Source organism: Aeromonas tecta (genome assembly GCF_000820185.1).
GTDB classification, from domain to species: Bacteria; Pseudomonadota; Gammaproteobacteria; order Enterobacterales; family Aeromonadaceae; genus Aeromonas; species Aeromonas tecta.
In genome coordinates, this window is sequence record NZ_CDCA01000036.1 from 77,713 (window position 1) to 100,726 (window position 23,014).

Annotated in this window: 21 protein-coding genes; 11 read left to right on the forward strand and 10 right to left on the reverse strand. The window is 62.0% G+C overall.

The window, feature by feature from the left end:
• Positions 1–83: 83 nt before the first annotated feature.
• From fliH to BN1137_RS15360, 9 genes are all read right to left on the reverse strand, one after another.
• On the reverse strand, positions 84–887 hold the full coding sequence (gene fliH / locus BN1137_RS15320) for a flagellar assembly protein FliH (RefSeq protein WP_050719429.1): 804 nt from the start codon (positions 885–887) through the stop codon (positions 84–86).
• A 68-nt stretch (positions 888–955) separates the two neighbouring features.
• Positions 956–2,017, reverse strand: a complete 1,062-nt coding sequence (fliG, locus tag BN1137_RS15325) for a flagellar motor switch protein FliG (protein ID WP_050719430.1) — start codon at positions 2,015–2,017, stop codon at positions 956–958.
• Entirely contained in the window at positions 2,010–3,716 is a 1,707-nt protein-coding gene (fliF, locus tag BN1137_RS15330) for a flagellar basal-body MS-ring/collar protein FliF (protein ID WP_050719431.1), read from the reverse strand. The genes fliG and fliF overlap by 8 nt, the downstream gene beginning before the upstream one ends.
• 65 nt (positions 3,717–3,781) lie before the next feature.
• The gene (gene fliE, locus BN1137_RS15335) at positions 3,782–4,099 is read right to left on the reverse strand and encodes a flagellar hook-basal body complex protein FliE (protein WP_050719432.1); all 318 of its coding nucleotides are present in this window, start codon (positions 4,097–4,099) and stop codon (positions 3,782–3,784) included.
• A gap of 181 nt (positions 4,100–4,280) precedes the next feature.
• Positions 4,281–4,646, reverse strand: a complete 366-nt coding sequence (locus BN1137_RS15340; RefSeq protein WP_050719433.1) for a hypothetical protein — start codon at positions 4,644–4,646, stop codon at positions 4,281–4,283.
• A gap of 147 nt (positions 4,647–4,793) precedes the next feature.
• A complete protein-coding gene (gene befA, locus BN1137_RS15345; protein ID WP_050719434.1) occupies positions 4,794–5,570 on the reverse strand; it encodes a beta cell expansion factor BefA in 777 nt (258 codons plus the stop codon).
• 167 nt (positions 5,571–5,737) lie between these two features.
• Complete coding sequence (gene arsC, locus BN1137_RS15350; RefSeq protein WP_050719435.1) at positions 5,738–6,163, reverse strand: arsenate reductase (glutaredoxin); 426 nt, start codon at positions 6,161–6,163, stop codon at positions 5,738–5,740.
• 35 nt (positions 6,164–6,198) lie between these two features.
• Positions 6,199–7,263, reverse strand: coding sequence for an ACR3 family arsenite efflux transporter (arsB, locus tag BN1137_RS15355; RefSeq protein WP_050719436.1), 1,065 nt, complete (start codon positions 7,261–7,263; stop codon positions 6,199–6,201).
• Positions 7,264–7,299: 36 nt separating this feature from the next.
• Positions 7,300–7,659 (reverse strand): ArsR/SmtB family transcription factor, encoded by a 360-nt coding sequence (locus BN1137_RS15360; protein ID WP_050719437.1) that lies wholly within the window; start codon positions 7,657–7,659, stop codon positions 7,300–7,302.
• Positions 7,660–8,041: 382 nt separating this feature from the next.
• Here BN1137_RS15360 and rimO point away from each other — a divergent pair, with 382 nt between their 5' ends.
• The 11 genes from rimO (at position 8,042) to BN1137_RS15415 (ending at position 22,725) form a co-directional block, all read left to right on the forward strand.
• A complete protein-coding gene (gene rimO / locus BN1137_RS15365; protein ID WP_050719438.1) occupies positions 8,042–9,370 on the forward strand; it encodes a 30S ribosomal protein S12 methylthiotransferase RimO in 1,329 nt (442 codons plus the stop codon).
• A 572-nt stretch (positions 9,371–9,942) separates the two neighbouring features.
• Complete coding sequence (locus BN1137_RS15370) at positions 9,943–11,625, forward strand: ABC transporter substrate-binding protein (protein WP_050719439.1); 1,683 nt, start codon at positions 9,943–9,945, stop codon at positions 11,623–11,625.
• Between the two features lie 117 nt (positions 11,626–11,742).
• Positions 11,743–12,726, forward strand: coding sequence for an ABC transporter permease (locus tag BN1137_RS15375; protein ID WP_050719440.1), 984 nt, complete (start codon positions 11,743–11,745; stop codon positions 12,724–12,726).
• Position 12,727: 1 nt separating this feature from the next.
• A complete protein-coding gene (locus BN1137_RS15380) occupies positions 12,728–13,642 on the forward strand; it encodes an ABC transporter permease (protein ID WP_050719441.1) in 915 nt (304 codons plus the stop codon).
• Positions 13,639–14,661 carry an ABC transporter ATP-binding protein gene (locus BN1137_RS15385; RefSeq protein ID WP_050719442.1) on the forward strand — a complete coding sequence of 341 codons (1,023 nt, stop codon included), beginning with the start codon at positions 13,639–13,641 and terminating at the stop codon, positions 14,659–14,661. The genes BN1137_RS15380 and BN1137_RS15385 overlap by 4 nt, the downstream gene beginning before the upstream one ends.
• Before the next feature lie 11 nt (positions 14,662–14,672).
• Positions 14,673–15,665, forward strand: coding sequence for an ABC transporter ATP-binding protein (locus BN1137_RS15390; protein ID WP_050719443.1), 993 nt, complete (start codon positions 14,673–14,675; stop codon positions 15,663–15,665).
• A 116-nt stretch (positions 15,666–15,781) separates the two neighbouring features.
• On the forward strand, positions 15,782–17,515 hold the full coding sequence (locus BN1137_RS15395; RefSeq protein WP_050719444.1) for a glycoside hydrolase family 9 protein: 1,734 nt from the start codon (positions 15,782–15,784) through the stop codon (positions 17,513–17,515).
• Between the two features lie 236 nt (positions 17,516–17,751).
• Entirely contained in the window at positions 17,752–18,624 is an 873-nt protein-coding gene (locus tag BN1137_RS15400; RefSeq protein ID WP_050719445.1) for a glucosamine kinase nucleotide-binding domain-containing protein, read from the forward strand.
• A gap of 58 nt (positions 18,625–18,682) precedes the next feature.
• Positions 18,683–20,548, forward strand: coding sequence for a beta-N-acetylhexosaminidase (locus BN1137_RS15405; RefSeq protein WP_050719446.1), 1,866 nt, complete (start codon positions 18,683–18,685; stop codon positions 20,546–20,548).
• Between the two features lie 200 nt (positions 20,549–20,748).
• Positions 20,749–22,302 (forward strand): methyl-accepting chemotaxis protein, encoded by a 1,554-nt coding sequence (locus BN1137_RS15410; RefSeq protein ID WP_050719447.1) that lies wholly within the window; start codon positions 20,749–20,751, stop codon positions 22,300–22,302.
• Positions 22,303–22,371: 69 nt separating this feature from the next.
• Positions 22,372–22,725 (forward strand): MGMT family protein, encoded by a 354-nt coding sequence (locus BN1137_RS15415; RefSeq protein ID WP_050719448.1) that lies wholly within the window; start codon positions 22,372–22,374, stop codon positions 22,723–22,725.
• A 26-nt stretch (positions 22,726–22,751) separates the two neighbouring features.
• Here the strand turns inward: BN1137_RS15415 and BN1137_RS22735 are convergent, their stop codons facing one another.
• A complete protein-coding gene (locus BN1137_RS22735) occupies positions 22,752–22,922 on the reverse strand; it encodes a hypothetical protein (protein ID WP_193354270.1) in 171 nt (56 codons plus the stop codon).
• Positions 22,923–23,014: the final 92 nt, after the last annotated feature.

A 23,014-nucleotide genomic window follows, 5' to 3' on the forward strand; every position in this document is an offset into this window, starting at 1 on the left:
GGCACATGCCGTTACTCGGCATTGCCACGCAGGGAGATGCCACACGGCAGCGCGATGTCCCGATACAGGACCTGGGCACAAGGCTACTCGGCATTGTCGCGCAGGAAATTGCGCAGCAGCTGATCGATGCGTCCCGACAGGGTCAGATCGATGCTGGAGAGCTCGGTGGCCAGCTGCAGGTCGCCGGGAGAGAGGGTGGGTTCACTGCGAAGGCGCCAGTGACGCTTGGCACACTCCTCGGCGCCGAACGCCTGCTCGACCCGGGCCACATCATCCGGGTGCAGCATCAGGGTGACCCCTTGCTCGGCGGCGGGCAGCAGGGAGAGCCCCTGCTTGAGCGCTTCGAGCAGCAGGCGGGGTGAGGTTTCGGCCTCGTGCCGAATGAGCGCGCGGGCGAGCTGCTGCACCAGGGCTATGAGCTGTTGCTCCACCGCCTCATTCTGTTCGCTGAGCGGGTTGGCCAACCGGTCGGCCAGGGTCTGCCAGTGGGCCATCTGCTGCTCCACCTGCTCGCGGCCCATGGCGAGCCCTTCCTCCTTGCCCTGCTCGAGGCCGGTCTGGTGACCTTGCTGCAAGCCTTCCAGCTTGCCCTCTTCCAGCCCCTTGGCAAAGCCGGCTTCCCGGCCCTCGCTCATGCCCTCTTCCCAGGCCGCCTGGCGAATGGCTTCCAGCTCTTCGGCGGTGATGCTGGGGGCAGGCTCCTCTTCGGGCTCCACGACCGGCGCCTCGGCTTCCTGCTCCTGTTGATACCAGTCAGGAGCGAGCCCCAGGGCATTGCTCTCGACCTCGGAGAGCACTTCCATTTCGGGCCAGCCCCAGGTCTCGACCTGATTGCCATCCACCTCGGGTCTGACGTAACCGCGCAGCTTGTTATTCTGATTATTCATGCTTTTACAGCATCCTTTGCTACTGGCTTAGATTAATACAACAGGTTCTCGCCGTCGGTGTGCCTGGATTAGAGGAACTCCTCGCCACCACCGGCCCCCAGCATGATCTCGCCCGCATCCGCCAGACGGCGTGCGATGGACAGGATCTCCTTCTGGGCAGCCTCCACCTCGGAGACCCGGATTGGCCCCATGGCCTCCAGATCGTCCGCCAGCATCTCGGCGGCCCGCTTGGACATGTTCTTGAACACCTTCTCGCGCATCTGATCGTCCGAGCCCTTGAGGGCCCGTTGCAGCAAGTCGCCCGGCACTTCCCGCAGCAGGGTCTGGATGCCGCGATCGTCCACGTCGATCAGGTTCTCGAACACGAACATCAGATCCTGGATCTGCTGGCTCATCTCTTCGTCCGAGTCGCGGATGGAGTCCATCAGCTGGCCTTCGATGTTGGTATCCAGGTAGTTCATGATGTTGGCGGCGGCCTTGAGGCCACCCATCTTGGCGGCCTGGGCACCGGCGGCGCCGGCGAACTGCTTCTCCATGATGTCGTTCAATTCTTGCAGTGCCGCCGGTTGCACCTCTTCCAGGTTGGCGATCCGCATCACCAGATCCAGGCGCACCTGCTCCGGGAACTGGCTCAGGATCTCGGCGGACTGCTCCGGCTCCAGGTAGGACAGCACGATCGTCTGGATCTGCGGGTGTTCGTTCTGGATGATGCTGGCCACCTGGCGCGCATCCATCCACTTGAGGGAGTCGAGGCCGCGCGCCCCTGAACCCAGGATGATCTGATCCACCAGGTTGCTGGCCTTGTCTTCGCCAAGCGCCGCCACCAGAGCCTTGCGCACGAAGTCTTCGCTGCCGATGCCGATGTTGGTGTACTTCTGGATGTCGTCGATAAATTGACGATGCACCGCCGCCACCCGGTCGTGACTAAAATCCGACATCGAGGCCATCGACATGCCGAGCCGCTGCACTTGCTTGGGCTCCAGATGGCGGAAGATCTGGGCGGCATCTTCCTCGTTGAGGCTCAGCATCAACACCGCTGCCATCTCCATCCCGGCCATCTGGTCCAGGATCTGGCGCTGCACGTCGGTAATGTCATTACCGGTGACTTGGGTCTTCTTGTCTTCAGGCATCTCTGTTTGTTACCCATTCTTTAATGACCTGAGCGGCCAGATCCGGTTCATTCGCCACCAGCGCACGTACCGCCTTGAGCAAGTCTTCGTCGCGGTGCAGATCCGGCAGTTTCAGATGACCGTCACGCACCCCGAACACGGGTTCGGCTTCCGCTTGTGCCGCCAGCAGGCTGAGCTCGTCATCGCCACCCAGCACTATGCTGTTGTCCAGATCCAGCTCCCCTTCCGGTCTCGCATCCGGGTAGAGCAGGCGCTTGAGCATGGGCCGCACCACGGTCACGATCAGCACTATGATAACCAGCACCGAGGCGGCGATGCGCACCGCGCGCCAGAACCAGGCCTGCTCGTAGATAGGGATGTCGGCCATGGCCTCCAGTTCGGGACGATTGAACGGGATGGCGACCACTTCCAGGGTATCGCCACGGGTCACGTCAAAACCGAGGCCGCCGCTGAGCAGACGGCGCAGGGTATCGAGTTCGGCCTGGCTGCGGGGCTCCCGGGTGACGGCGCCCTCGGCGCCAGGAGTCGCTTTGTAATCCACCGCCACCGACACCGTCATGCGGCGAATACCGCCCTGCTGGCGCCGGATATGGCTGACGGTGGTGTCCAGTTCGAAGTTGCGGGTCGCCTCTTTGCGGGAGCGGCCACTGGAAGCGGACTCGGCATCGGCGCCGGTCGCCTGCTGGGGAATGGAGGACGCCGCGGGCGGCTGGTTGGAGAGCGCCCCAGGCACACCGCCATTACTGCCCGTCCCGCTGTTGTCTTCCACCGTCATCTCGGAGCGCACGGCGGGCAGATCGGGGTTATAGGTCTTGCGGGTCTGCTCCTGCTGGGAGAAGTCGAGGGAGAGATCCACCTCTGCCGTGTAGTTGTCGGCGCCCAATACGGGGATCAGGATGGCGTCAATTTTTTGTTTGTATTCCAGCTCCTGCTTCTGCTGCATCGCAAACTCTTTACGGGTCTGGGCAGAGAGCGGATCCTGGGAGCCGGAGTTGAGCAGCCGACCGTTCTGATCGGTGACGGTGACCCGGGTCGGCTCCAGGCCGTGCACGGCGGAAGCGACCATGTCGACGATGGAATCCACTTCCCCCTGGCCGAGGGCGCTGCCCTTGAGGCTCAGCACCACGGTCGCGCTCGGTTTGCGCTCGTTGCGGGCGAACACGTTGTCTTTGGGAATGGCCAGCAGCACCTGGGCCTTAGCCACGTTCTGGAACTGCTCGATGGCGCTCGCCAGCTGACGCTCGCGGCTGAGCTTGAGTCGCTCGCCCTCCATGCGTTGGCTGACGCCGAAGCTGGAGTCCTTGAGCAGGATGGACTCGCCATCGTTGCTGACATCGGTGTTGCCCGCCAGCCCAGCCCGGGTCAGGCGCAGGCGGATGTCGGCATAGTTCTCGGCACTGACCAGCACGCTCTTGCCATCCACCTGATAGGGGATCTTCTGCTGATCGAGGTAGTCGAGGGTGGAGACCAGCTCCTGGGTGTTGAAGGTGCCAAGAGGACGCATCTCCGGCTCCTTGCCCCACAGCAGGATGAACACGGCGATGGCCAGACAGATGGTCAACCCCAGGATCAGGGTGATCTGGCGCAGCACGTCGGTGTTGGACAGGAACCCCAGCGCCGAGCTCTTCTGCTCGTGCTCATCGAGCGTTGCCGCCCCTTCGTTGTTGATCAGCAGGTCGCCGTTTTGATCAGTAGCCACGGATTATGTCCTTGTTGCTGACATGTTCATGATGCGCAGTCGCCATGGTGTATTAAATTCCACGTTTAAACCGGCATGTTCATGATGGTCTTGTAGGCATCGACCATCTTGTTGCGCACCTGCACCGTTGCCTCGAAGGCGATGGAGGATTTCTGCCCGGCGATCATCACCTCGGACAGGTCCACCGACTTGTCACCCATGTCGAAGCGGGTACGCAGATCGTTGGCGCTGCCCTGCAGCTCGTTGACATTGCCGAGTGCCTGTTGCAACAGCTGGCCAAAATCCGATGTGACCTGACGACCGGGCTGGGTCAGCGGCGTGGCGCCGGCTTCGACCTTGAGCGCCTGCATCTCTTGCATCAGGCTGCTTGCACTTATTTCCATCTTCCATCCCCAGACAAATCATTGACGCTGACAGGCAATAAGCAATTAGGGTGCCAACCAGAGCAGTTCACCGGGAAATGACGCGGGCAAGGCCGCCAAAAACTGCGCAGCAACCCGGCAGAAGGCGGCGCCCGCCCTCAAGGGCGGCCAGGTATCAAGCATAGAGATGGGAAGGGGCCGCTCACGCCAGCAGCAGCCGCAGGTAGCTGAGGTGAAGATCGTAGTGCTCGCCGGCGGGCAGTTTGACCAGCACCTCATCATGCAGATAGTGCGCCCTGGCGCTCGCCTGCTCGGGAGCGATCAGTCCTACTTCCACCAGCTTGGCGACGATGGCGACCGCCAGGGCCATGGTGGCTGCCTCTGGCTGTCCCCAGCCAAAGCCGCCCTCATGCGCGAACAGCTCGGGCCTGGGCGCGAGGGGCGCAACCTGATCGCCCCAGACCCAGAAGGCCGCGGGGACGCCCTCCTGTAGACGCAGATAGATGCTCTGCCGATCCCACTCCCGGCGCTGGGCCGCCATCACATCCTGTTCGGGCTCATGGGCCATATCCTCTCCTTGTCCTGCGACCTTGTCAGCGTGCGCCCATAAAAAAGAGGGCCCAAGGCCCTCTTTTTACTGCAAGTCGCATCATTTAAACAGACAGTATTTCAATCTGATAGCAGAAAAAATACGGCCCCTTATGCCAGGTGCTCATCACTTGTTCAAATCAGCATCCAGCCAATATTTGGAACCCGAGATATTGGCATCGAGCAGCAAGCCCTTCTCGCCAATCTGGTAGATGGCCATGCCGCCATTGTACTTGGCGGTGAGCTCCGCGCTCTCCTTGCCGGCCACGGCCCCCACCTCGGAGGTGGCTTCCCAGCCCTGATTGACGAAGGCATCGAAGCGAGCCTTGTCCTCAAACAGGATCACCTGCTGGTAGAACTTGCCGCCGAGCCCAGCGGCGAGGCCGGCGCCGAACATCTTCATATAGGTGTGCTTGCCCGTCTTGCGGTTGACCGCCACCCCTGAGCCCTGGTTGGTGTGGATCATCAGAGAGAACTTGCGCGAATCGAACACCGCGTAGCCATAAGCTTTGTCAAATAGCAGCTTTGCAGAGGATTGTTCGTTAAAAAGCCGCACCAGGGCGGTGTCGGCCATGGTGTCGAGGGCGGTGCGCGCCTCGGCCGCCGTCTTGGGCTCCAGCATGGTGTTGAGCTCCTTGTCCGCCGCGGTCAGCCACTCCTTGCCGGTAGCCGCGCTCTCTTCCGTCCAGGCACCCGTCTTGTTGTAGGCATCGGCACCCCAGGTAGAGACTGACTCCCAGGTCGCCTTGGAGAAATCGGTGATGCCCTTCCACGCCTCCTTGCTGGTGTCGCTCACCGCGGTGCCCAGCTCGGACGCCGCTTCCTTCAACTTCGCCCAGTCGGCGTGACTGGGGGTAGACGCCAGCACCAGGGCGGCGGCAATCAGCCAGAGTCGGCTCTTCATGATGTACTCCTTTTGCTCGTCAGCGGATGCTTACCCTATCAGATTTAAGCCGATGCGCAGAAGTGCTGAATTAATTCTCATACAGCACCAGTCAATGACTCATGCCGACGGGTCAGCATTGGCTTCCCCGCCGTGGCTGGCGCGACGCCCTGCCACATTGCCTGGTGTTAGTTGAGGGGTTTGCCCTGCTCATCCACCACCCGCTCGCCATCTTCCTTGGCGAAGGCCCCTCGCTGCGGGTCTGGCAGGATCTCCAGCACGACTTCCGAGGGGCGGCACAGCCTGGTGCCGAGCGGAGTCACCACGATGGGCCTGTTGATCAGCATGGGGTGTGCCAGCATGGCCGCGACCAGCTCTTCATCGCTGAAACGATCCTCGGCCAGCCCGAGTGCCTCATAGGGCGGCACGTTCTGGCGCAGCAGCGCGCGCGCAGGCATGTCCATGGCGACCAGCAGCGCCTTCAACTCCGCCTTGGAAGGCGGCGTCTCGAGATAGTGAATGATGTTGGGTTCGATGCCCGCATTGCGGATCAGCCCCAGGGTATTGCGGGACGTGCCGCACTCCGGGTTGTGATAGATGGTGATGGCGCTCATTGCCGCTCTCTCATGATTCAAGTGGATAGACATCGTTAGCGACGCAGGCCCGCTTCATACCAGGGTTTGCTGGCATTGACGATGCGCACCACCAGCAGCATGACCGGCACCTCGATCAGCACCCCGACCACGGTGGCCAGCGCGGCGCCGGAATGGAAACCAAACAGGCTGATGGCGGCGGCGACCGCCAGCTCGAAGAAGTTGGAGGCGCCGATCAAGGCTGAGGGGCCGGCCACCGAGTGCTGCTCCCCGACCTTGCGGTTGAGCCAGTAGGCCAGCCCCGAGTTGAACAGTACCTGGATAAGGATGGGCACCGCCAGCAGGGCGATCACCAAGGGTTGTTCGATGATGGCATTGCCCTGGAAGGCAAACAGCAGCACCAGAGTCAGCAACAGTGCCGCCATCGACCAGGGCTGAATGCGCGCCATGGCCGCCTCGAAGCTCGCCCGCCCCCGGCGCAGCAGGGCTTTGCGCAGCAGCTGGGCGATGATCACCGGAATGACGATATAAAGCACCACCGAGGTGAGCAGGGTATCCCAGGGCACCACTATGCTGGAGACCCCGAGCAATAGCGCCACCAGCGGGGCAAACGCAAACACCATGATGAGGTCGTTCACCGCGACCTGTGACAGGGTGAAATAGGGATCGCCCTGAGTGAGGCGGCTCCAGACAAACACCATGGCGGTACAGGGCGCCGCCGCCAGCAGGATCAGGCCCGCCACATAGCTGTCCAGCTGATCCGCAGGCAACCAGTCGGCGAACAGTCCCCGAATGAACAACCAGCCAAGGAAGGCCATGGAGAAGGGCTTGACCAGCCAGTTGATGAAGAGGGTGACTCCAATGCCCTTCAGATGACCGCGCATCCGATGCAGGGCGCCGAAGTCTATCTTGAGCAACATGGGGATGATCATCACCCAGATGAGCAGCCCCACCGGCAGGTTGACCCTGGCAATCTCCATGGCACCTATGGCCTGGAACAGGGCGGGTAACCCCTGACCCAGGCCGATCCCCACCAGGATGCAGAGTGCGACCCAGGCGCTGAGGTAACGTTCAAAAAAGCCGATGGCCGGCAAGGCCTTGGCATCAGATGCAACAGACATGTGGACTCCAGAGACCAGCAAACGCGATGAGGGGGATCACGGCTTGTCGCAGCAGGGGGGCGTGGGGAGCGCGCCCGTCGACACGGGGCCTGTGAGACCGCAGGCTTCAGGGTGCCCGGCGCAGCACTCTTCGGTGAGATAGCCGATGAGCCCGACCATCAAGCCAATGTTGGCGCGGTAGCGCAAGAAGCGTCCCTCCTGCTCCACCGCAAGCAAACCGGCATGCAGCATGGCCTTGAGGTGAAACGACAGGGTATTGGCGGCGAGCTCCAGACTGCTGGCCAGCTCCCCCGCCACCATGCCATCGGGCCCCGCCTTGACCAGCAAGCGCCAGACGTCCAGCCGGATCCCGGATGAGAGTGATTCAAAGACCTTGGTGGCCACTGCTTTGTCCATGTCGTTCCTCATACCTGTCTCGAACTTTCATTTCGACTATACAAGAATCATTGAAATGATCAATGTGTCATCATTTTTTTCAGCTGCTCCGCCCCGCCATCAATCAGACCCACCTCCTGTTCACGCCCCCAGACGGCATGCCTGCGAGCGGGTGGCGACGACGCTATCTACTGATATCTCAACGGGATGCGAGCCAACATGGCAGATGGACAGGCCCGGCGAACGCAGCCTCAAAACGGTCACAGGGCGGCGGCTGCGACGGGGCAATCTTGCCCCGCCAGAGATATTGTTCGGTTATGCCCTCGCAGCTGTATAGTTTTTGGTTAGCCATTCCGGTAAAATCCGCGCCCTTATAAGAGAGCCACCTAAGAGTGATTGAGCGATGTCCAACACAAAACAGGCCCCCAAAGTAGGATTCGTCTCCTTGGGTTGCCCCAAAAACCTGGTCGATTCCGAGCGCATCCTGACCCAGCTGCGTACCGAAGGGTACGACGTGGTGCCCAGCTATGACGATGCGGAACTGGTGGTGGTCAACACCTGCGGTTTCATCGACAGCGCGGTACAAGAGTCGCTGGAAGCCATCGGCGAAGCCCTTGCCGAAAATGGCAAGGTAATAGTCACCGGCTGTCTCGGCGCCAAGGTCGATCAGATCCGCGAGATCCACCCCAAGGTGCTCGAAATTACCGGTCCTCACGCCTATGAAGAGGTGCTCGGTCACGTCCACAAATACGTGGCCAAACCGACCCACAACCCCTTCACCAGCCTGGTACCGGCCCATGGCGTCAAACTGACCCCGCGCCACTACGCCTATCTGAAGATTTCCGAAGGCTGCAACCACCGCTGCACCTTCTGCATCATCCCCTCCATGCGCGGGGATCTGGTGAGCCGTCCCATCGGCGAGGTGCTGGCCGAGGCCAAGCGCCTGAAAGAGGCCGGCGTCAAAGAGATACTGGTGATCTCCCAGGACACCTCCGCCTACGGCGTGGACGTCAAACACCGCACCGGTTTCTACGACGGCATGCCGGTCAAGACCAGCATGGTGGCCCTGTGTGAAGAGCTGGCCAAGCTCGACATCTGGGTACGTCTGCACTACGTCTACCCCTACCCGCACGTGGATGACATCATCCCGCTGATGCGCGATGGCAAGGTGCTGCCCTACCTCGACATCCCGCTGCAACACGCCAGCCCGCGTATCCTCAAGCTGATGAAGCGCCCGGGCACCGTCGAGCGCACCCTGGAGCGCATCCTGAAGTGGCGCGAGATCTGCCCCGAGATCACCCTGCGTTCCACCTTCATCGTCGGCTTCCCCGGCGAGACCGAAGAAGAGTTCCAGATGCTGCTGGACTTCATCGACAAGGCCGAGCTGGACCGCGTCGGCTGCTTCAAATACAGCCCGGTCGAGGGTGCCAAGGCCAACGAGCTGCCGGATCCAGTGCCGGAAGACATCCAGGAAGAGCGGTTCCAGCGCTTCATGGAGCTGCAACAGCAGGTCTCCATCCGCAAGCTGGCCCGCAAGGTCGGCAAGGAGATGACAGTGCTCATCGACGAGGTGGACGAAGAGGGTGCCACCGGCCGCTCTTTCGCCGATGCCCCCGAAATTGATGGCCTGGTCTACCTCAATGGTGAAACCGGCCTCAAGCCCGGCGACATGGTCAAGGTACGCATCGATGAAGCGGACGAATATGACCTCTGGGCCAGCCTGGTAGGCTAACCCCGCCATCAAGCAAGGCACCGGCCAACCGGTGCCTCTTAAAAGCCAGTCAGTGAACGCTGACTGGCTTTTTTATTGCGCGCGCCAGGTGGCAGGCCATGACACCGGCAGATTGCACGACTCGGCAAACGGCGGTTATGTCTGCGTCCTCCCCCATCAGCACCCCAACCTCGCCCCAGTGAGCCAGATCACGTCTTGAGCCAAATATCAGCGTCTTGTTTCAAGTACAAAAAAAAGCCCGCCACAAGAATAAAAATTGAGCACGATCCAGTTCACAGTATCGTCTTTGAACTGTCATAAAGGGTGACTTGGTGTTTCCTGAGAATTAATGCAACTATATAATTTTAAAGGTTTAAAAATACAATTTGACGATAATGACGAGGCGGCGCAGGTTTTTACGATATCGACGAAATGAAGAGTTGTTGTTTTCCTGTTAATTCTGCTTTTCTAAGGGCGTTGGATGACACAACTACAAGGGTGAAAAAACCCGACCAACATAGAGGGCCGATATCCAAGCATGCGATTTCGGCGCTCCATTCCAAACATGGAAGACCAATAAGAAAGGACAAAATATGCTTGCCAAAGTATCCAAAATCGCTACCTCCGTCATGCTGGGAACCCTGATGCTCGGTGCCGCCGGTACCGCCATGGCCGCCGAAAACAAAACGGTGCTGACCCTGGTTGCACAGCAGGAAACCGCATGGGTCAAGAACTTCAACCCCTTCCTGCAGGCCGGTCTGCTGCACACTACCCGTCACTTCATCTATGAGCCGTTGGTTATCTTCAACGATATGCAGGGTGGCAAACCCGTCTATCGTCTGGCTACCAACTATGCCTTCAGCGATGATCTGAAATCAGTCACCTTCGATCTGCGTGACGGGGTCAAGTGGTCAGATGGCGAAGCCTTCACCGCCGACGACGTCATCTTCTCCTTCAATCTGGTCAAGGCCAACAAGGCGCTGGATGAGCGCTCCATCTGGACTCAGATCAAGAGCATCGAGAAGCTGGGTGAACACAAGATCAAGTTCGACCTGACCGAGGTCAACACCAACGTCGTCAACGACATCGTGCTGGTGCCCATCGTGCCTGAGCACCAGTGGAAGTCCGTCAAGGATCCGGTGGCGTTCACCAACGACAAACCGGTCGGTACCGGTCCCTTCACCGAAGTGGACAACTTCTCCGCCCAGCTCTATACCCAGTGCCGCAACCCGCACTACTGGGATAACGCCAACCTCTCCATCGACTGCATCCGCATGCCGCAGATGGCCACCAACGACCAGGTCCTGGCCGCGGTGATGAAGGGTGACGTTGACTGGTTCGGCTCCTTCGTACCGGACATCGAGCGCCTCTACGTTGGCAACGATCCGAAGAACAACAAGTACTGGTTCCCCGCCTCCGGCACAGTGGCGTTCAACGTCAACTTCCAGACCAAGAACCCGGGCAACCACGAAGCCTTCAATGACATCAACTTCCGCCGCGCCTTCTCCATGGCGATGGACCGTCAGTCCATGGTGGACATCGCGGGCTACGGCTACCCGACCGTCAACGAATACCCGTCCGGCCTTGGCAAGGCATTCGCCTCCTGGGACAACCCGGATGTCGAGAAGAAATACGGCAAGTTCAACAAGTTCGACCTGGAAGGTGCCAAGGCACTGCTGAAAGAGGCCGGCTACAAGGACTGTGACGGCGACAAGTTCCTCGACACCCCGAGCTGCAAGAAGATCGAGTTCAAGGTGCTGGTACCGAACGGCTGGACCGACTGGGTCAACACCGTCCAGATCGGGGTTGAAGGCCTGCAGGCACTGGGCCTGAACGCCAAGACCTCTACTCCGGAAGCCACCGTCTGGACCGAGAACCTGATCACCGGTGACTTCGATGTCGCCCTGCAGGGTTACTTTGCCGGTGCCAACCCGCACAAGTACTTCGAGACCGCCTTCCACTCCCGCAACATGGGTGAGCGCGGCAACCGCTTCGCGGCGCCACGCTACAAGGATCCGGCGCTGGACAAGCTGATCGATGATTTCACGCAGACCGCCGATGCGGCCAAGCAGAAAGAGATCATGTTTGCCATCCAGGAGCGCGTCGGGGCCAACCAGACCATCATCCCGGTGTTCAACAATCCGACCTGGTACGAATACAGCACCAAGCGCTTCAATGGCTGGTTCAGTGCCGACAACCCGGTCGCCAAGCCGCAACTGCACCCGGACACCCCGGAGCGTCTGCTGCACGTGTTGTCACTCAAGCCAAACAGCTAACCACCTCGGCCCCCTGCGGGGGGCCCTCTTCCCCGCCATGTCTTCCATCCCCCGTATCGCACGGGGTTGGGGGAGCTTTGCCCGGCGCGGGGCAGGCTTGCAGTAAAAGGTATCACCATGGGATTTATACTTAGACGTTTCTCCTTCTATCTGGTCGCCTTCCTGGTGGCCGCCACCATCAACTTCTTGCTACCCAGAGCCATGCCAGGGGATCCCGTCTCCGTCATGTTTGCCCGTGCTGGCGCCATGATGGAACCCGCCGCCCTGGAAGCCCTCAAAGCCACCTTCGGTTTCGTTGACGGCCCTATCGGCACCCAGTTTCTCACCTATGTGAAGAGTGTCTTCACCTGGGATCTCGGCACTTCGGTGCGTTATTACCCGCAGCCAGTGGCAGACGTTCTCGGCCGCGCCATCGGCTGGACCCTGTTCCTGGTGGGCACCTCCACCATCATCAGCTTCTCCTTCGGTTCCATCATCGGCATCTTCGCCGCCTGGTATCGGGGTGGGCGCATGGACAGCATCCTCTCGCCACTCACCCTGGTGATGCAGGCCATACCGCCGGTGGTGGTCTCCCTGCTCGCCCTCTTCCTGTTCGGGGTCAGCCTCGGCTGGTTACCCATCGGCTACGCCTACAGCCCGGAGATCAAGGCCGATTTCGGCTGGGAGCACATCAAGAGCATCATGCTGCACGCCATCATGCCGGTCGGCACCCTGGCCATCGTCCAGGTGGGTGGCTTCCTCATCACTATGCGCAACAACATGATCAACTTGCTGGGGGAGGATTACATCACCATGGCCAAGGCCAAGGGGCTCTCCAACAACAGGGTCATCTTCAACTACGGTGCGCGCAACGCCGTGCTGCCCAGCGTCACCGCCCTCTCCATGGCGCTCGGCTTCGTCATCGGGGGATCCCTCATCACCGAGGTCATCTTCAACTACCCGGGCCTGGGCTTGACGCTCTATCAGGGCATCCTGGCGCGCGACTACCCGCTCATTCAGGGGCAACTGCTCATCATGACCATCACCATGCTCAGTTTTAACTTCCTGGCCGACATGCTCTACGTCTTCCTGGATCCCCGTCTGCGTACAGGAGGCAAATAAGATGCGCATGCCGACCATTCTCAAGATCTTGCTGGGCAACAAGAAAGCCGCCTTCGGCCTGGCCATCGTGGTCACCTTCGTGCTGATGGCCCTGTTTGCCCCGCTGCTCGCCAGCAACGAGCCGACCAAACGGGTCGCCCGCCCCCACCAGCCCCCCAGCATGGAGCTGGTGATGGGCTCCAACCGCATGGGCCACGATCTCTGGGCCCAGTTCACCAGTGGCGCCCGCATCTCGCTGATGGTGGGCTTCGGGGCAGGCCTGCTGGTCTGCGCCCTCGCCATCAGCATCGGCATCACCGCCGGTTACTTCGGCGGGGTGATCGACGAGTGCCTCACCTTCCTGATGAACGTCATGCTGGTGATCCCGGGGCTACCGCTACTACTGGTGCTGGCGAGCTTCATCGGGGAGGCCTCCCCCATGGTGATAGCCCTCATCATAGGGCTCACCTCCTGGGCCTATGGGGCGCGCGTCATCCGCGCCCAGACCCTGGCACTGCGGGAGAAAGAGTTCGTCATCGCCGCCGAGGTGCTGGGGGAACCGGCTTGGCGCATCATCCTAGTGGAGATACTGCCCAACCTCATCTCCATCATCGGCGTGAGCTTCATCGGCTCCATCATCTACGCCATCGTCACCGAGGCGACCCTGGAGTTCCTGGGGCTCGGCGATCCGACCGTGGTCAGCTGGGGCATCATGCTCTACAACGCCCAGACCTCGAGCGCCATCCTGGTCGGCGCCTGGTGGGAGATTTTGGCGCCCTGCTTCGCCATCGCCACCCTGGGCGCGGGCCTCGCCATGCTCAACTTCGCCATCGATGAGATAGCCAACCCGCAACTGCGCTCCCACAAGGGCCTGCGCCGCTGGAAGAAACTGGCCGTTCCCGTCCCGGTCACCGCCGCTCAGGAGAAGACAGCATGAAGCCGCAACAACCCCTGCTGTCGGTACGCCAGCTGTGCGTCGACTACATCACCGAGAGCGGCGACGTGCGCGCCGTCAACTCGGTCAGCTTTGACATCATGCCAGGAGAGGTCTTTGGCCTCGCCGGCGAGTCCGGCTGCGGCAAATCCACGGTCGCCTTCTCGGTCGCCCGGTTGCACAAGCCGCCCGCCTACATCAGCGGCGGCGAGATCCTGTTCAAGGGCGAGAACATACTGACCTTCGACGACGAGCGGCTGCGCAGCTACCGCTGGCGTCAGGCCAGCGTGGTGTTCCAGTCCGCCATGAACGCGCTCAACCCCGTGCTGCGCATGGAGGAGCAGTTCTGCGACGTGCTGATCGCCCACAACCCGGGGCTGACCCGCTACGAGGCGATCAAACGGGCCCAGGAGCTACTCGCCATCGTCGACATTCACCCGAGCCGGCTGCGAGATTACCCGCACCAGTTCTCCGGTGGCATGCGCCAGCGGCTGGTGATCGCCATCGCCATGGCGCTCAACCCCGAGCTGCTCATCATGGATGAGCCGACCACGGCGCTGGACGTGGTGGTGCAGCGGGAGATCCTGCAGAAGGTCTTCGCGCTCAAGGAGAAGTTCAACTTCTCCATCCTGTTCATCACCCACGATCTGTCGCTGATGGTCGAGTTCTGCGATCGCATCGGCATCATGTATGCCGGTGAGCTGGTCGAGGTAGCGCCCTCCAAGTCGATCCTGACCGCACCGCTGCACCCCTACACCAAAGGGCTTGGCAACTCCTTCCCGCCCCTGCACGGCCCGAAAACCGTGCTGGAAGGGATCCCCGGCACCCCGCTCAACCTGTTGGAGGTGCCGGTCGGCTGCCGCTTCCAGGCCCGCTGCTCCAAGGTGCATGAGCGCTGCCGCCTGGAGTACACCGCCCTTGCCGAGATCCGGCCAGGACAACAGACCGCCTGCCATCTTTACGGCGTGGCTGAAGAACAACCGGATCTTCCGATCTATCTGGACAAGGCCGCTGGCTGTTAAGGATGTCTGTCATGCAAATCGCCCAAACCGACGCGCCCATCATCGAGGTCCAGCATCTCTACAAGGACTTCTCCGTCAACTCCAATGCCATCAAGAGTGGCAAGATGCGGGCTCTCTCCGACATCACCTTCAACCTGCACCGGGGCCGCGCCCTGGCGGTGGTGGGTGAGTCAGGCTCTGGCAAGAGCACCATCGCCAAGATCATCGCCAAGATGTACAAGCTCTCCAGCGGTCGCATCCTCTATCGCGGCCGGGATCTGGAGGAGTTCAACAAGGGCACGGCCCTGCTCGACTATCGCCAGAGCGTGCAGATGGTATGGCAAGATCCGTTCGGTTCGCTCAACCCGACCCACACCATCTACCACCACATCGCCCGCCCGCTGTTGCTGCATAGCAAGGTGCTCGACAAGAAGGATCTGCCGGACATGGTGTTCGGTCTGCTGGAGAAGGTGGGGCTGACCCCGGCCAAGGCCACCGCCGCCAAGTACCCGCATCAGCTCTCCGGCGGCCAGCGCCAGCGGGTCAACATCGCCCGCAACCTGGCGGTGGAGGCGGAAGTGGTGCTGGCGGATGAGCCGACCTCCATGCTCGACGTCTCCATTCGCATCGGCATCCTCAACCTGATGGAGCAGATGAAGAACGAGCTCGGCGTCTCCATGCTCTACATCACCCACGACATCGCCACCGCCCGCTATGTGGCGGAGGATCTCGCGGTCATGTACGTAGGCCACATGGTGGAGTGGGGCGAGGTGGACGAGATCCTGCACCACCCGCAGCACCCCTACACCCAGTTGCTCATCTCGGCGGTACCGGATCCGGAAAAAAGCATCCATGCCGCGCTGGAGGGGGGCCGCAAGGGAGAGATCCCGCTGTGGACGCCGCACTCCTACGGTTGCCCCTTCGCCGGGCGCTGCCATCAGGCCATGCCTCGCTGCAAGGAGAGCCTACCCCCCGTGACCAAGCTGGCCGACAACCATTTCGTGCGTTGCTACCTGCACGAGTGATCCCGGCCAGTGCCTGAGACGGGCGCCATGCGTTGCCCGCCCGCATCAATCGGGCCTCTTCGCGAGGCCCATTCACTGCCTCGCCCATGCTGGCAGACCAAGGGAGTAAGAGCTTGATGGAACTCTTGATCAATCAAGTAGGTTACGATTGTGACGGACACAAAGTGGCCCTGCTGCAGAGCGGCGCCGACGTCGACCTCAGTGGCCATGTGCGGCTGCTGCGCCTCGAGGATGGCCAGATCCTGTTCGAGACCCCGCTGGAGGCCGCCGGCCAGGTGCCAGGCTGGCAGGGCCGTACCTTCTGGCGCGCCGACTTCAGTGCCTTCAAGCGCAGCGGCCACTATCGGCTGGAAGCCATCACCACCCAAGAGGGCTGCGCGGCAGAGCGCGTCACCCGCTCCGCCCGCTTTGCCATCGGCCCCCAGTTGCTGAGCCGCAACTGCCTCTCCGATGTCATTCACTATTTCAAGGGCCAGCGCGCCAGCGGCGCCTTCGAGCGGGCCGACCGCAATGCCCGTATCTATGGCAGCGAGCAACGGCGGGATGTGCACGGCGGCTGGTTCGATGCCAGCGGCGACATGAGCAAGTATTTGAGCCACCTCTCCTACGCCAATTACCTCAATCCCCAGCAGACCCCCATGGTGGTCTGGGCCCTGTTCAAGTGCCGGGATCTCTTGGCAACGCGCACCGACATCGACGGCCTGAACCTGTGCAAGCGGCTCAACGACGAGGCGCTGCACGGCGCCGATTTCCTCTGCCGGATGCAAGATGAGCGTGGCTTCTTCTACATGACCCTGTTTGACAAGTGGAGCAAGGATCCCGAGCAGCGTGAGCTGTGCGCCTACGCCACCCAGCAGGGGCTCAAGTCCAGTGACTGGCAGGCCGGTTTTCGGCAAGGGGGCGGCATGGCCATCGCCGCCCTCGCCCGTGCCGCCCGTGAATCCATGGCCGGTGACTTCGATGCCAGCCGCTATGCCCATGCGGCCAGCAGCGGCTACCTGCACCTGCGCGAGCACAACCTTGCCTACCTGGATGACGGGGTCGAGAACATCATCGACGACTACTGCACCCTGCTCGCCGCCGTCGAGCTGACCAACACCCTGGGAGACGCATGGCTGGGCGAGGCCAGAGACAGAGCTAGCCGACTCTGCGCCCGGCAGCGCCCTCACCCCGAGATCGGCCATTATTGGTCGGCCAATGACGATGGCTCGCGCCCCTACTACCACGCCGCCGAGGCCGGCCTGCCGGTGCTGGCACTGCTGGAGTATCTGTCGGTTGAGCCGGATCAGAGCCGCCAGGCCGCCGTGCTCGCTGTGGTACAACAGGCGCTGGCCGCCGAGCTGGCCCTCGCCGCCCAAGCAGGCAACCCCTTCACCCTCGCCCGTCAGTATGTGAAAGGGGTGGACGAGGATCCCAGAGTCAGCTTCTTCATGCCCCACAACAACGAATCTGGCTACTGGTGGCAGGGAGAGAACGCTCGATTGGCCTCCCTAGCCGCCATGACATTTTCCGCTGCACAGCTGCTGCCACGGCAGCGCAAACCGCTGATGCACTTTGGCCAGCGCCAGCTCGACTGGATCTTGGGGCAGAACCCCTTCAACGCCTGCATGCTGGCGGGGCATGGCATCAACAATCCGAGCTACACCGCCGGTTATCCCAATGCCCTCGGCGGGATCTGCAATGGCATCACCGCCGGTTTTGATGATGAGGCCGATGTGGCCTTCATCCCCGAGCAGTACAAAGACCGGCTGGATCAGAACTGGCGCTGGGGGGAGCAGTGGACCCCCCACGCAGCCTGGTTTGCGCTGGCCATCTGCTGGCAGAGCGCCTTGGGAGGTTCCCATGATTGAGACGTACAAGGATCGGCTCGATCATAACTGGCACTGGGGAGAGCAGTGGATCCTCCATGCAGTCCGCCTGGTTTGCCCTGACCATCAGCTGGCAGAGCGCCCTGGGAGGTTCCCATGATTGAGACGTACAAGGATCGGCTCGATCAGAACTGGCACTGGGGAGAGCAGTGGATCCTCCATGCAGTCCGCCTGGTTTGCCCTGGCCATCAGCTGGCAGAGCACTCTGGGGGCTCAGCATGATTGAGTATTGGGTCGGCGTGGACGGCGGAGGCACCCATACCCGCGCCCGCATTCGGGATCGGGCGGGGAAACTGCTGGGTGAGGGCCGCACGGCGGGCTCCAACCTGGAGCTAGGCATCCCGCTCGCCCATCGTCATGTGCTGGCGGCCATCGATCAGGCCCGCGCCGCAGCCGGTCTTGGCAAAGAAGCTGAGCAGCAGATGGGGGTCGGGCTGGCGCTGGCCTCCGCCGAGCTCGCCGACTGCTACCACGCCCTGCTGGCCATGCCCTTCCCCTTCGCGAGCGTGCGGCTCACTTCGGATGCCTTCGGTGCCTGCCTCGGCGCCTTCAGCGGTCGGGAGGGGGCCATCCTCATCGCCGGCACCGGCTCGGCCGGGCTCATCTATCAAGATGGTCAGCTGCGCACCTGCTCCGGTCGCGGTTTTCCCATCTCGGATCTCGGCAGCGGCGCCTGGCTCGGGCTGCGCGCCCTGCAACAGGCACTGCTCTGCCACGACGGTATCCTGCCCCCCAGCCTGCTCGCCGTGCGCCTGCTCGATCACTTCAAACGGGATCAGGCCGAGGTGGTGCGCTGGGCGGCCAGGGCCATACCGGCGGACTATGGCCGCTTCACCCCCTGGGTGTTTGACGCCGCCAGCGACGGCGACGAGCTGGCCTGCCAACTGCTGGATGAAACCTGCGGCCAGTTGCAAACCCTGCTGGAAGGGATACAACAGCTTGGCGCGCACCGGATTGCCCTGTTGGGCGGGGTCGGTACCCGTCTCGCCCCCCGTCTGTCACACCTCAACCTGGTGAGCCCAACAGCCGATGCCCTGGAAGGTGCCATCCTGTTTGCCCAGTCCGAGAGGTACCCATGTCTGCATTCCTGAGTCCTGTCCAACACCCTGGAAAGGATCCCATTTCATTCGCCCAATCAGAGGAATAACCATGTCTACACCCCTGATCCATACCCAGATCGACCGGCGTGACGGTGATGATGTCTGGTTCCGCTTCAGCCTGAGCCAGCTGCCGGCCACCCCCTGGAAGCTGCACTTCTGCCTGGCCCGTCACATAGACCCGACTTCGGTCGAGGGCGGCGAGCTGGAGCGCCAGAGCGGCAGCTACAAGGTGCTTGTCCCTTTGGACGGCGCCGACGAGCTGCGTTTTTGCTGCCGCAACACCCCCATCAAACGCTACTCCGATCTGCCGCAGGGCTTCTTCCTGAGCCTGACCGAGAGCAGCGGCGCCCCCCAGTTGCTGCCGGTCACCCTGGCCGGCCAGCAGCTCGATCTGCCACCGCTTCAGCACGCCACGCCGGAGCTGCCCGAGGTCGAACCGGTCAACGGGCTGGTGCCCCTGCCAGCCAATATAGTGCTGACCGAGGGCAACTTCCGGCTGGCGGAGCGGGCCCATGTCAGTGGCCCGGGTTCACTGACCGGCCTGCTGGCCCATTTCAACGAGCTGACCAGCCTGGCGCTGGCGCAAGATCACGACGCCGAGATCCGGCTGCTTGAGGCTCCCCTCCCCCCCGAGGCCTATCAACTTTCCATCACGCCGACAGGGATCGTCATTCAGGCCGCTGGGGAAGCGGGCTGGCGCCATGGTCTGGTGAGCCTGGCCCAGTGGGCCTTGCAACATGGCGAGAGCCTGCCCTGCCTCGAGCTGACGGACGCGCCGCGTTTTGGCTTTCGCGGCATCTTCCTCGACTGCGCCCGCCACTTCCACTCCATCGCCACCATCAAGCGGCTGCTCAAGCAGATGAGCCTCTACAAGTTCAACCGCTTCCATTGGCACCTGACCGATGACGAAGGCTGGCGTCTGGAGATCAAGGCCTTCCCCCAGCTGACCGAAGTGGCGGCCTGGCGCGGTCATGGTCTGGCGGTCGGCCCCCAGCTCAGCGGCGGCGCCGAGCCTTATGGCGGCTACTACACCCAGAGCGAGGTGCGCGAGCTGGTGGCGTACGCCGCCGGCCTTGGCATCAGCATCATCCCGGAAATAGACATCCCCGGTCACTGCCATGCGGCCATCAAGGCGCTGCCGGGGTTGTTGCAAGAAGAGGCGGATCACTCCCGCTACCTGTCGGTGCAATATTTTGACGACAACGTGCTCAACCCCGCCCTGCCCGGCACCTATGAATTCCTGAACAAGGTGATGGACGAGGTGTGCGAGCTGTTCCCGGGGGAGCAGGTTCACATGGGCGGGGATGAGGTGCCCAACGGCGTCTGGACCGACAGCCCCGCCTGCCAGCAACTGATGCAGCGAGAGGGCTATCAGGATTGCCGGGAACTGCAGGGCCACCTGCTGCGCCACTGCCAGCAATACCTGGCGGCCAGGGGCAAGAAGATGCTGGGTTGGGAGGAGATACTGCACGGCGACAAGGTGAGCCGGGATGCCACCATCTTCGCCTGGACCAATTTCCAGGCCGGGCTCGATGCCGCGACCGCGGGCTATCCCGTGGTGATGGCGCCGGCCCAGCAACTCTATCTGGATCAGGCCTATAACCAGGACATCCACGAGCCCGGTCTCTACTGGGCCGGCCCCGTCAGCCTGGAGCAGGTCTACGCCTGCGATCCGGCCCCCATCGATTTCCATGCCAACGATAACATCCTGGGGGTGCTCAGCCCCTTATGGTCGGAACTGGTGACCTCTCGTGACCGTCTCGACTATATGTTGTTCCCGCGCCTGTTGGCCACGGCCGAGGTGGCCTGGAGTGCTCCCGCCCGCAAGGACTGGGAGCAGTTCGTCGCCCGTCTGCCTGGTCAGTTGCAGATCCTCGATCAGTTGCAGGTGCGTTACCGGGTGCCGCAGAGGTAGTGTTGTCTTTCTCTTTTTGGCGACCTTTTGGTCGCCATTTTTTTACCATCAAACAACAAAAATCCAACCTAGCCCCTACTTTTCATCCGCCTTTATTGGCAAAATAAGGCCCCCGATGAGGCCAGGCGAAGCGCACAACGTCGATGCCCCATCCGGCTCAACCACAATAACAATCAGCACGAACATCGGAGCTTATCAGTATGGCCAGCAGAGACGTCCAGACACAGGACAGCGAAGTGGAGTTCCCTGCCGACGTACAGTTGGTCTCGACCACAGACCTGCGTGGCGTCATCACCTATGCCAACCCCGCCTTCTGCCAGATCGCCGGCTACCGGGTCGATGAACTGGTCGGCCAGAACCATAACCTGGTGCGCCACCCCGACATGCCCAAGGCGGCCTTTGCCGATCTGTGGGATCGTCTCAAGGAGGGTAATCCCTGGCGCGGCATCGTGAAAAACCGTTGCAAGGATGGTCGCCACTACTGGGTCGATGCCTATGTAACCCCCATCTACGAGCACGGCAAGATCAGCGGCTACCAGTCGGTGCGCTGCAAGCCCGAGCCCCAGATCAAGCAGGTAGCGAACCAGACCTATCAGGCCCTGCTCAAGGTCGAACGGGGCGGAGCCAGCAAGCTGCCCTCCCTGCGCCGCTTCAGACCGGTGGCGCTAAGCCTGCTGCTGTTGGCCATGCTCGGCTGGGCACTCCTGTCTCAGGGCGCCATGACGGCGCTACTGATGTTGCTGCCCCTGCTGCTCATCACCGGCGCTTACTGGCGCGAGCTCATCTCCCTGCCGCGCTACCTCAAACAGCTCGGCCAGCAATATGACAGCCTGACCCGGCTGGTCTACTCGGGGGATGCGCCTGGCGCCATCGCCGATTTCCACTTGAAGATGCTGCAGGCCCGCATTCGCACCGTACTGGGCCGGGTCAACGACGCCACCCATCCCCTGCAGACCCTGGCGACCGACTTGAAAGACTCCTCTCATCAGGCCTTCCTCGACATCAACGAGCAGGATGCCCAGACCCAGCAGATGGCCGCCGCCATGACCCAGATGGCCAGCACGGCTCACGAGATAGCACGCAACATTCAGGATACCAACGGTCAGGTGACGGAGGCGCGCAGCAGCTGCCAGCACACGGTGCAGCAGCTGGATCAGACCGAGCAGCAGATGGAGCAGCTGGCCAGGCAGGCCGAGCAGGCCTTCCACTCCGCGGTGGAACTGGCCAGCGAATCGGAGCGGATCGGCAGCCTGATGGGCGAGATCCAGGGCATAGCCGCGCAGACCAATCTGCTGGCGCTCAATGCCGCCATCGAGGCGGCGCGGGCGGGTGAGCAGGGTCGCGGCTTTGCGGTGGTGGCCGACGAGGTGCGTACCCTGTCGACCCGCACCCACAAGGCGACCGAGCAGATCCAGGGCAGCATCCACCAGATCCAGCAGACCCTGGGCCGCTGGCAGGGGATGATGCAGGAGAACCTGGCACAGACCCGCGAGTGCGCCGAGATGACCCGCCAGGGTTCGGGCAACCTGCACCTGGTGCTGGGGGAGATAGAACAGGTCACCGAGTTCTCCACCCAGATAGCCGCCGCCGCCGAACAGCAGCAGGCGGTGGTGGAGGAGATCAGTCGCAACATTCACCAGATCTCCCAGTACTCCCGCGCCAACAGCCAGAAGATGCAGGCGGTGGACGACTCCAGCCAGGAGCTGCTAAAGCGCGCCAGCGAGCTCAGGGGGCTGAGCCAGACCTTTGGCTGATCCAGTTGCCCCTGATACAGCAGAAGCGCCACAATGGCGCTTCTGCTGCTTCTGAAGAGGGTTTGACTCATGATGATGGATCCCCCGGCTAACCTGAACAAGGTCGCGCGCATCGAGGCGATCCTGGCGCTTATCCCGGCCGGTCGCGTGGTGAGCTATGGCCAGGTCGCCGATTTGGCAGGCCTGCCCGGTCGGGCGCGACTGGTCGGCAAGGTGCTGCGGGAGACCGACAAGACGCTGCCCTGGCATAGAGTGCTGGGCGCTGGCGGCACCATCTCACTGCCCAAGGGCTCGGCTGGGTTTGATGAACAGACGGGGCGGTTACAGGAAGAGGGGGTGCCGGTGGTCGGCGGGCGGGTCAAGATGCGGGAGTGGCAGTGGCAGCCCGACTTGGCCGAGCTGCTTTATCTGATCCCTTTCTAGGGGCTCCTTTGCCGACGGCTCCCATGCTAGTCACTGAGGAGTGGGCCCAGGATCTCGTCGCTTCGCACCTGCACCGGGATGGTTTCATCTTCCCGTTGCAGCAATACCAGCAGACTCTGCTTGTCCACTTCCAGCACGTAGGCCGTTCCTTCTCGCGTCAGGCAGGTCATGCCTGGCCGGATTTCGTGTATCTCCATGACAACCTCCGTGTCTTGCGCTGCCATCCATGCAGCCTCTTCAGTATATCGCCATCTCCCAATAAAAAGGCCCCTGTGCGGGGCCTCTTTCG

Excerpts from the sequence above, each read along its gene's own strand:
- fliH (WP_050719429.1), bottom strand. The coding sequence starts at position 887 with ATGAATAATCAGAATAACAAGCTGCGCGGTTACGTCAGACCCGAGGTG.
- fliG (WP_050719430.1), bottom strand. The coding sequence starts at position 2,017 with ATGCCTGAAGACAAGAAGACCCAAGTCACCGGTAATGACATTACCGAC.
- fliE (WP_050719432.1), bottom strand. The coding sequence starts at position 4,099 with ATGGAAATAAGTGCAAGCAGCCTGATGCAAGAGATGCAGGCGCTCAAG.
- BN1137_RS15340 (WP_050719433.1), bottom strand. The coding sequence starts at position 4,646 with ATGGCCCATGAGCCCGAACAGGATGTGATGGCGGCCCAGCGCCGGGAG.
- befA (WP_050719434.1), bottom strand. The coding sequence starts at position 5,570 with ATGAAGAGCCGACTCTGGCTGATTGCCGCCGCCCTGGTGCTGGCGTCT.
- arsC (WP_050719435.1), bottom strand. The coding sequence starts at position 6,163 with ATGAGCGCCATCACCATCTATCACAACCCGGAGTGCGGCACGTCCCGC.
- arsB (WP_050719436.1), bottom strand. The coding sequence starts at position 7,263 with ATGTCTGTTGCATCTGATGCCAAGGCCTTGCCGGCCATCGGCTTTTTT.
- BN1137_RS15360 (WP_050719437.1), bottom strand. The coding sequence starts at position 7,659 with ATGGACAAAGCAGTGGCCACCAAGGTCTTTGAATCACTCTCATCCGGG.
- rimO (WP_050719438.1), top strand. The coding sequence starts at position 8,042 with ATGTCCAACACAAAACAGGCCCCCAAAGTAGGATTCGTCTCCTTGGGT.
- BN1137_RS15370 (WP_050719439.1), top strand. The coding sequence starts at position 9,943 with ATGCTTGCCAAAGTATCCAAAATCGCTACCTCCGTCATGCTGGGAACC.
- BN1137_RS15375 (WP_050719440.1), top strand. The coding sequence starts at position 11,743 with ATGGGATTTATACTTAGACGTTTCTCCTTCTATCTGGTCGCCTTCCTG.
- BN1137_RS15380 (WP_050719441.1), top strand. The coding sequence starts at position 12,728 with ATGCGCATGCCGACCATTCTCAAGATCTTGCTGGGCAACAAGAAAGCC.
- BN1137_RS15385 (WP_050719442.1), top strand. The coding sequence starts at position 13,639 with ATGAAGCCGCAACAACCCCTGCTGTCGGTACGCCAGCTGTGCGTCGAC.
- BN1137_RS15390 (WP_050719443.1), top strand. The coding sequence starts at position 14,673 with ATGCAAATCGCCCAAACCGACGCGCCCATCATCGAGGTCCAGCATCTC.
- BN1137_RS15395 (WP_050719444.1), top strand. The coding sequence starts at position 15,782 with ATGGAACTCTTGATCAATCAAGTAGGTTACGATTGTGACGGACACAAA.
- BN1137_RS15400 (WP_050719445.1), top strand. The coding sequence starts at position 17,752 with ATGATTGAGTATTGGGTCGGCGTGGACGGCGGAGGCACCCATACCCGC.
- BN1137_RS15405 (WP_050719446.1), top strand. The coding sequence starts at position 18,683 with ATGTCTACACCCCTGATCCATACCCAGATCGACCGGCGTGACGGTGAT.
- BN1137_RS15410 (WP_050719447.1), top strand. The coding sequence starts at position 20,749 with ATGGCCAGCAGAGACGTCCAGACACAGGACAGCGAAGTGGAGTTCCCT.
- BN1137_RS15415 (WP_050719448.1), top strand. The coding sequence starts at position 22,372 with ATGATGATGGATCCCCCGGCTAACCTGAACAAGGTCGCGCGCATCGAG.
- BN1137_RS22735 (WP_193354270.1), bottom strand. The coding sequence starts at position 22,922 with ATGGAGATACACGAAATCCGGCCAGGCATGACCTGCCTGACGCGAGAA.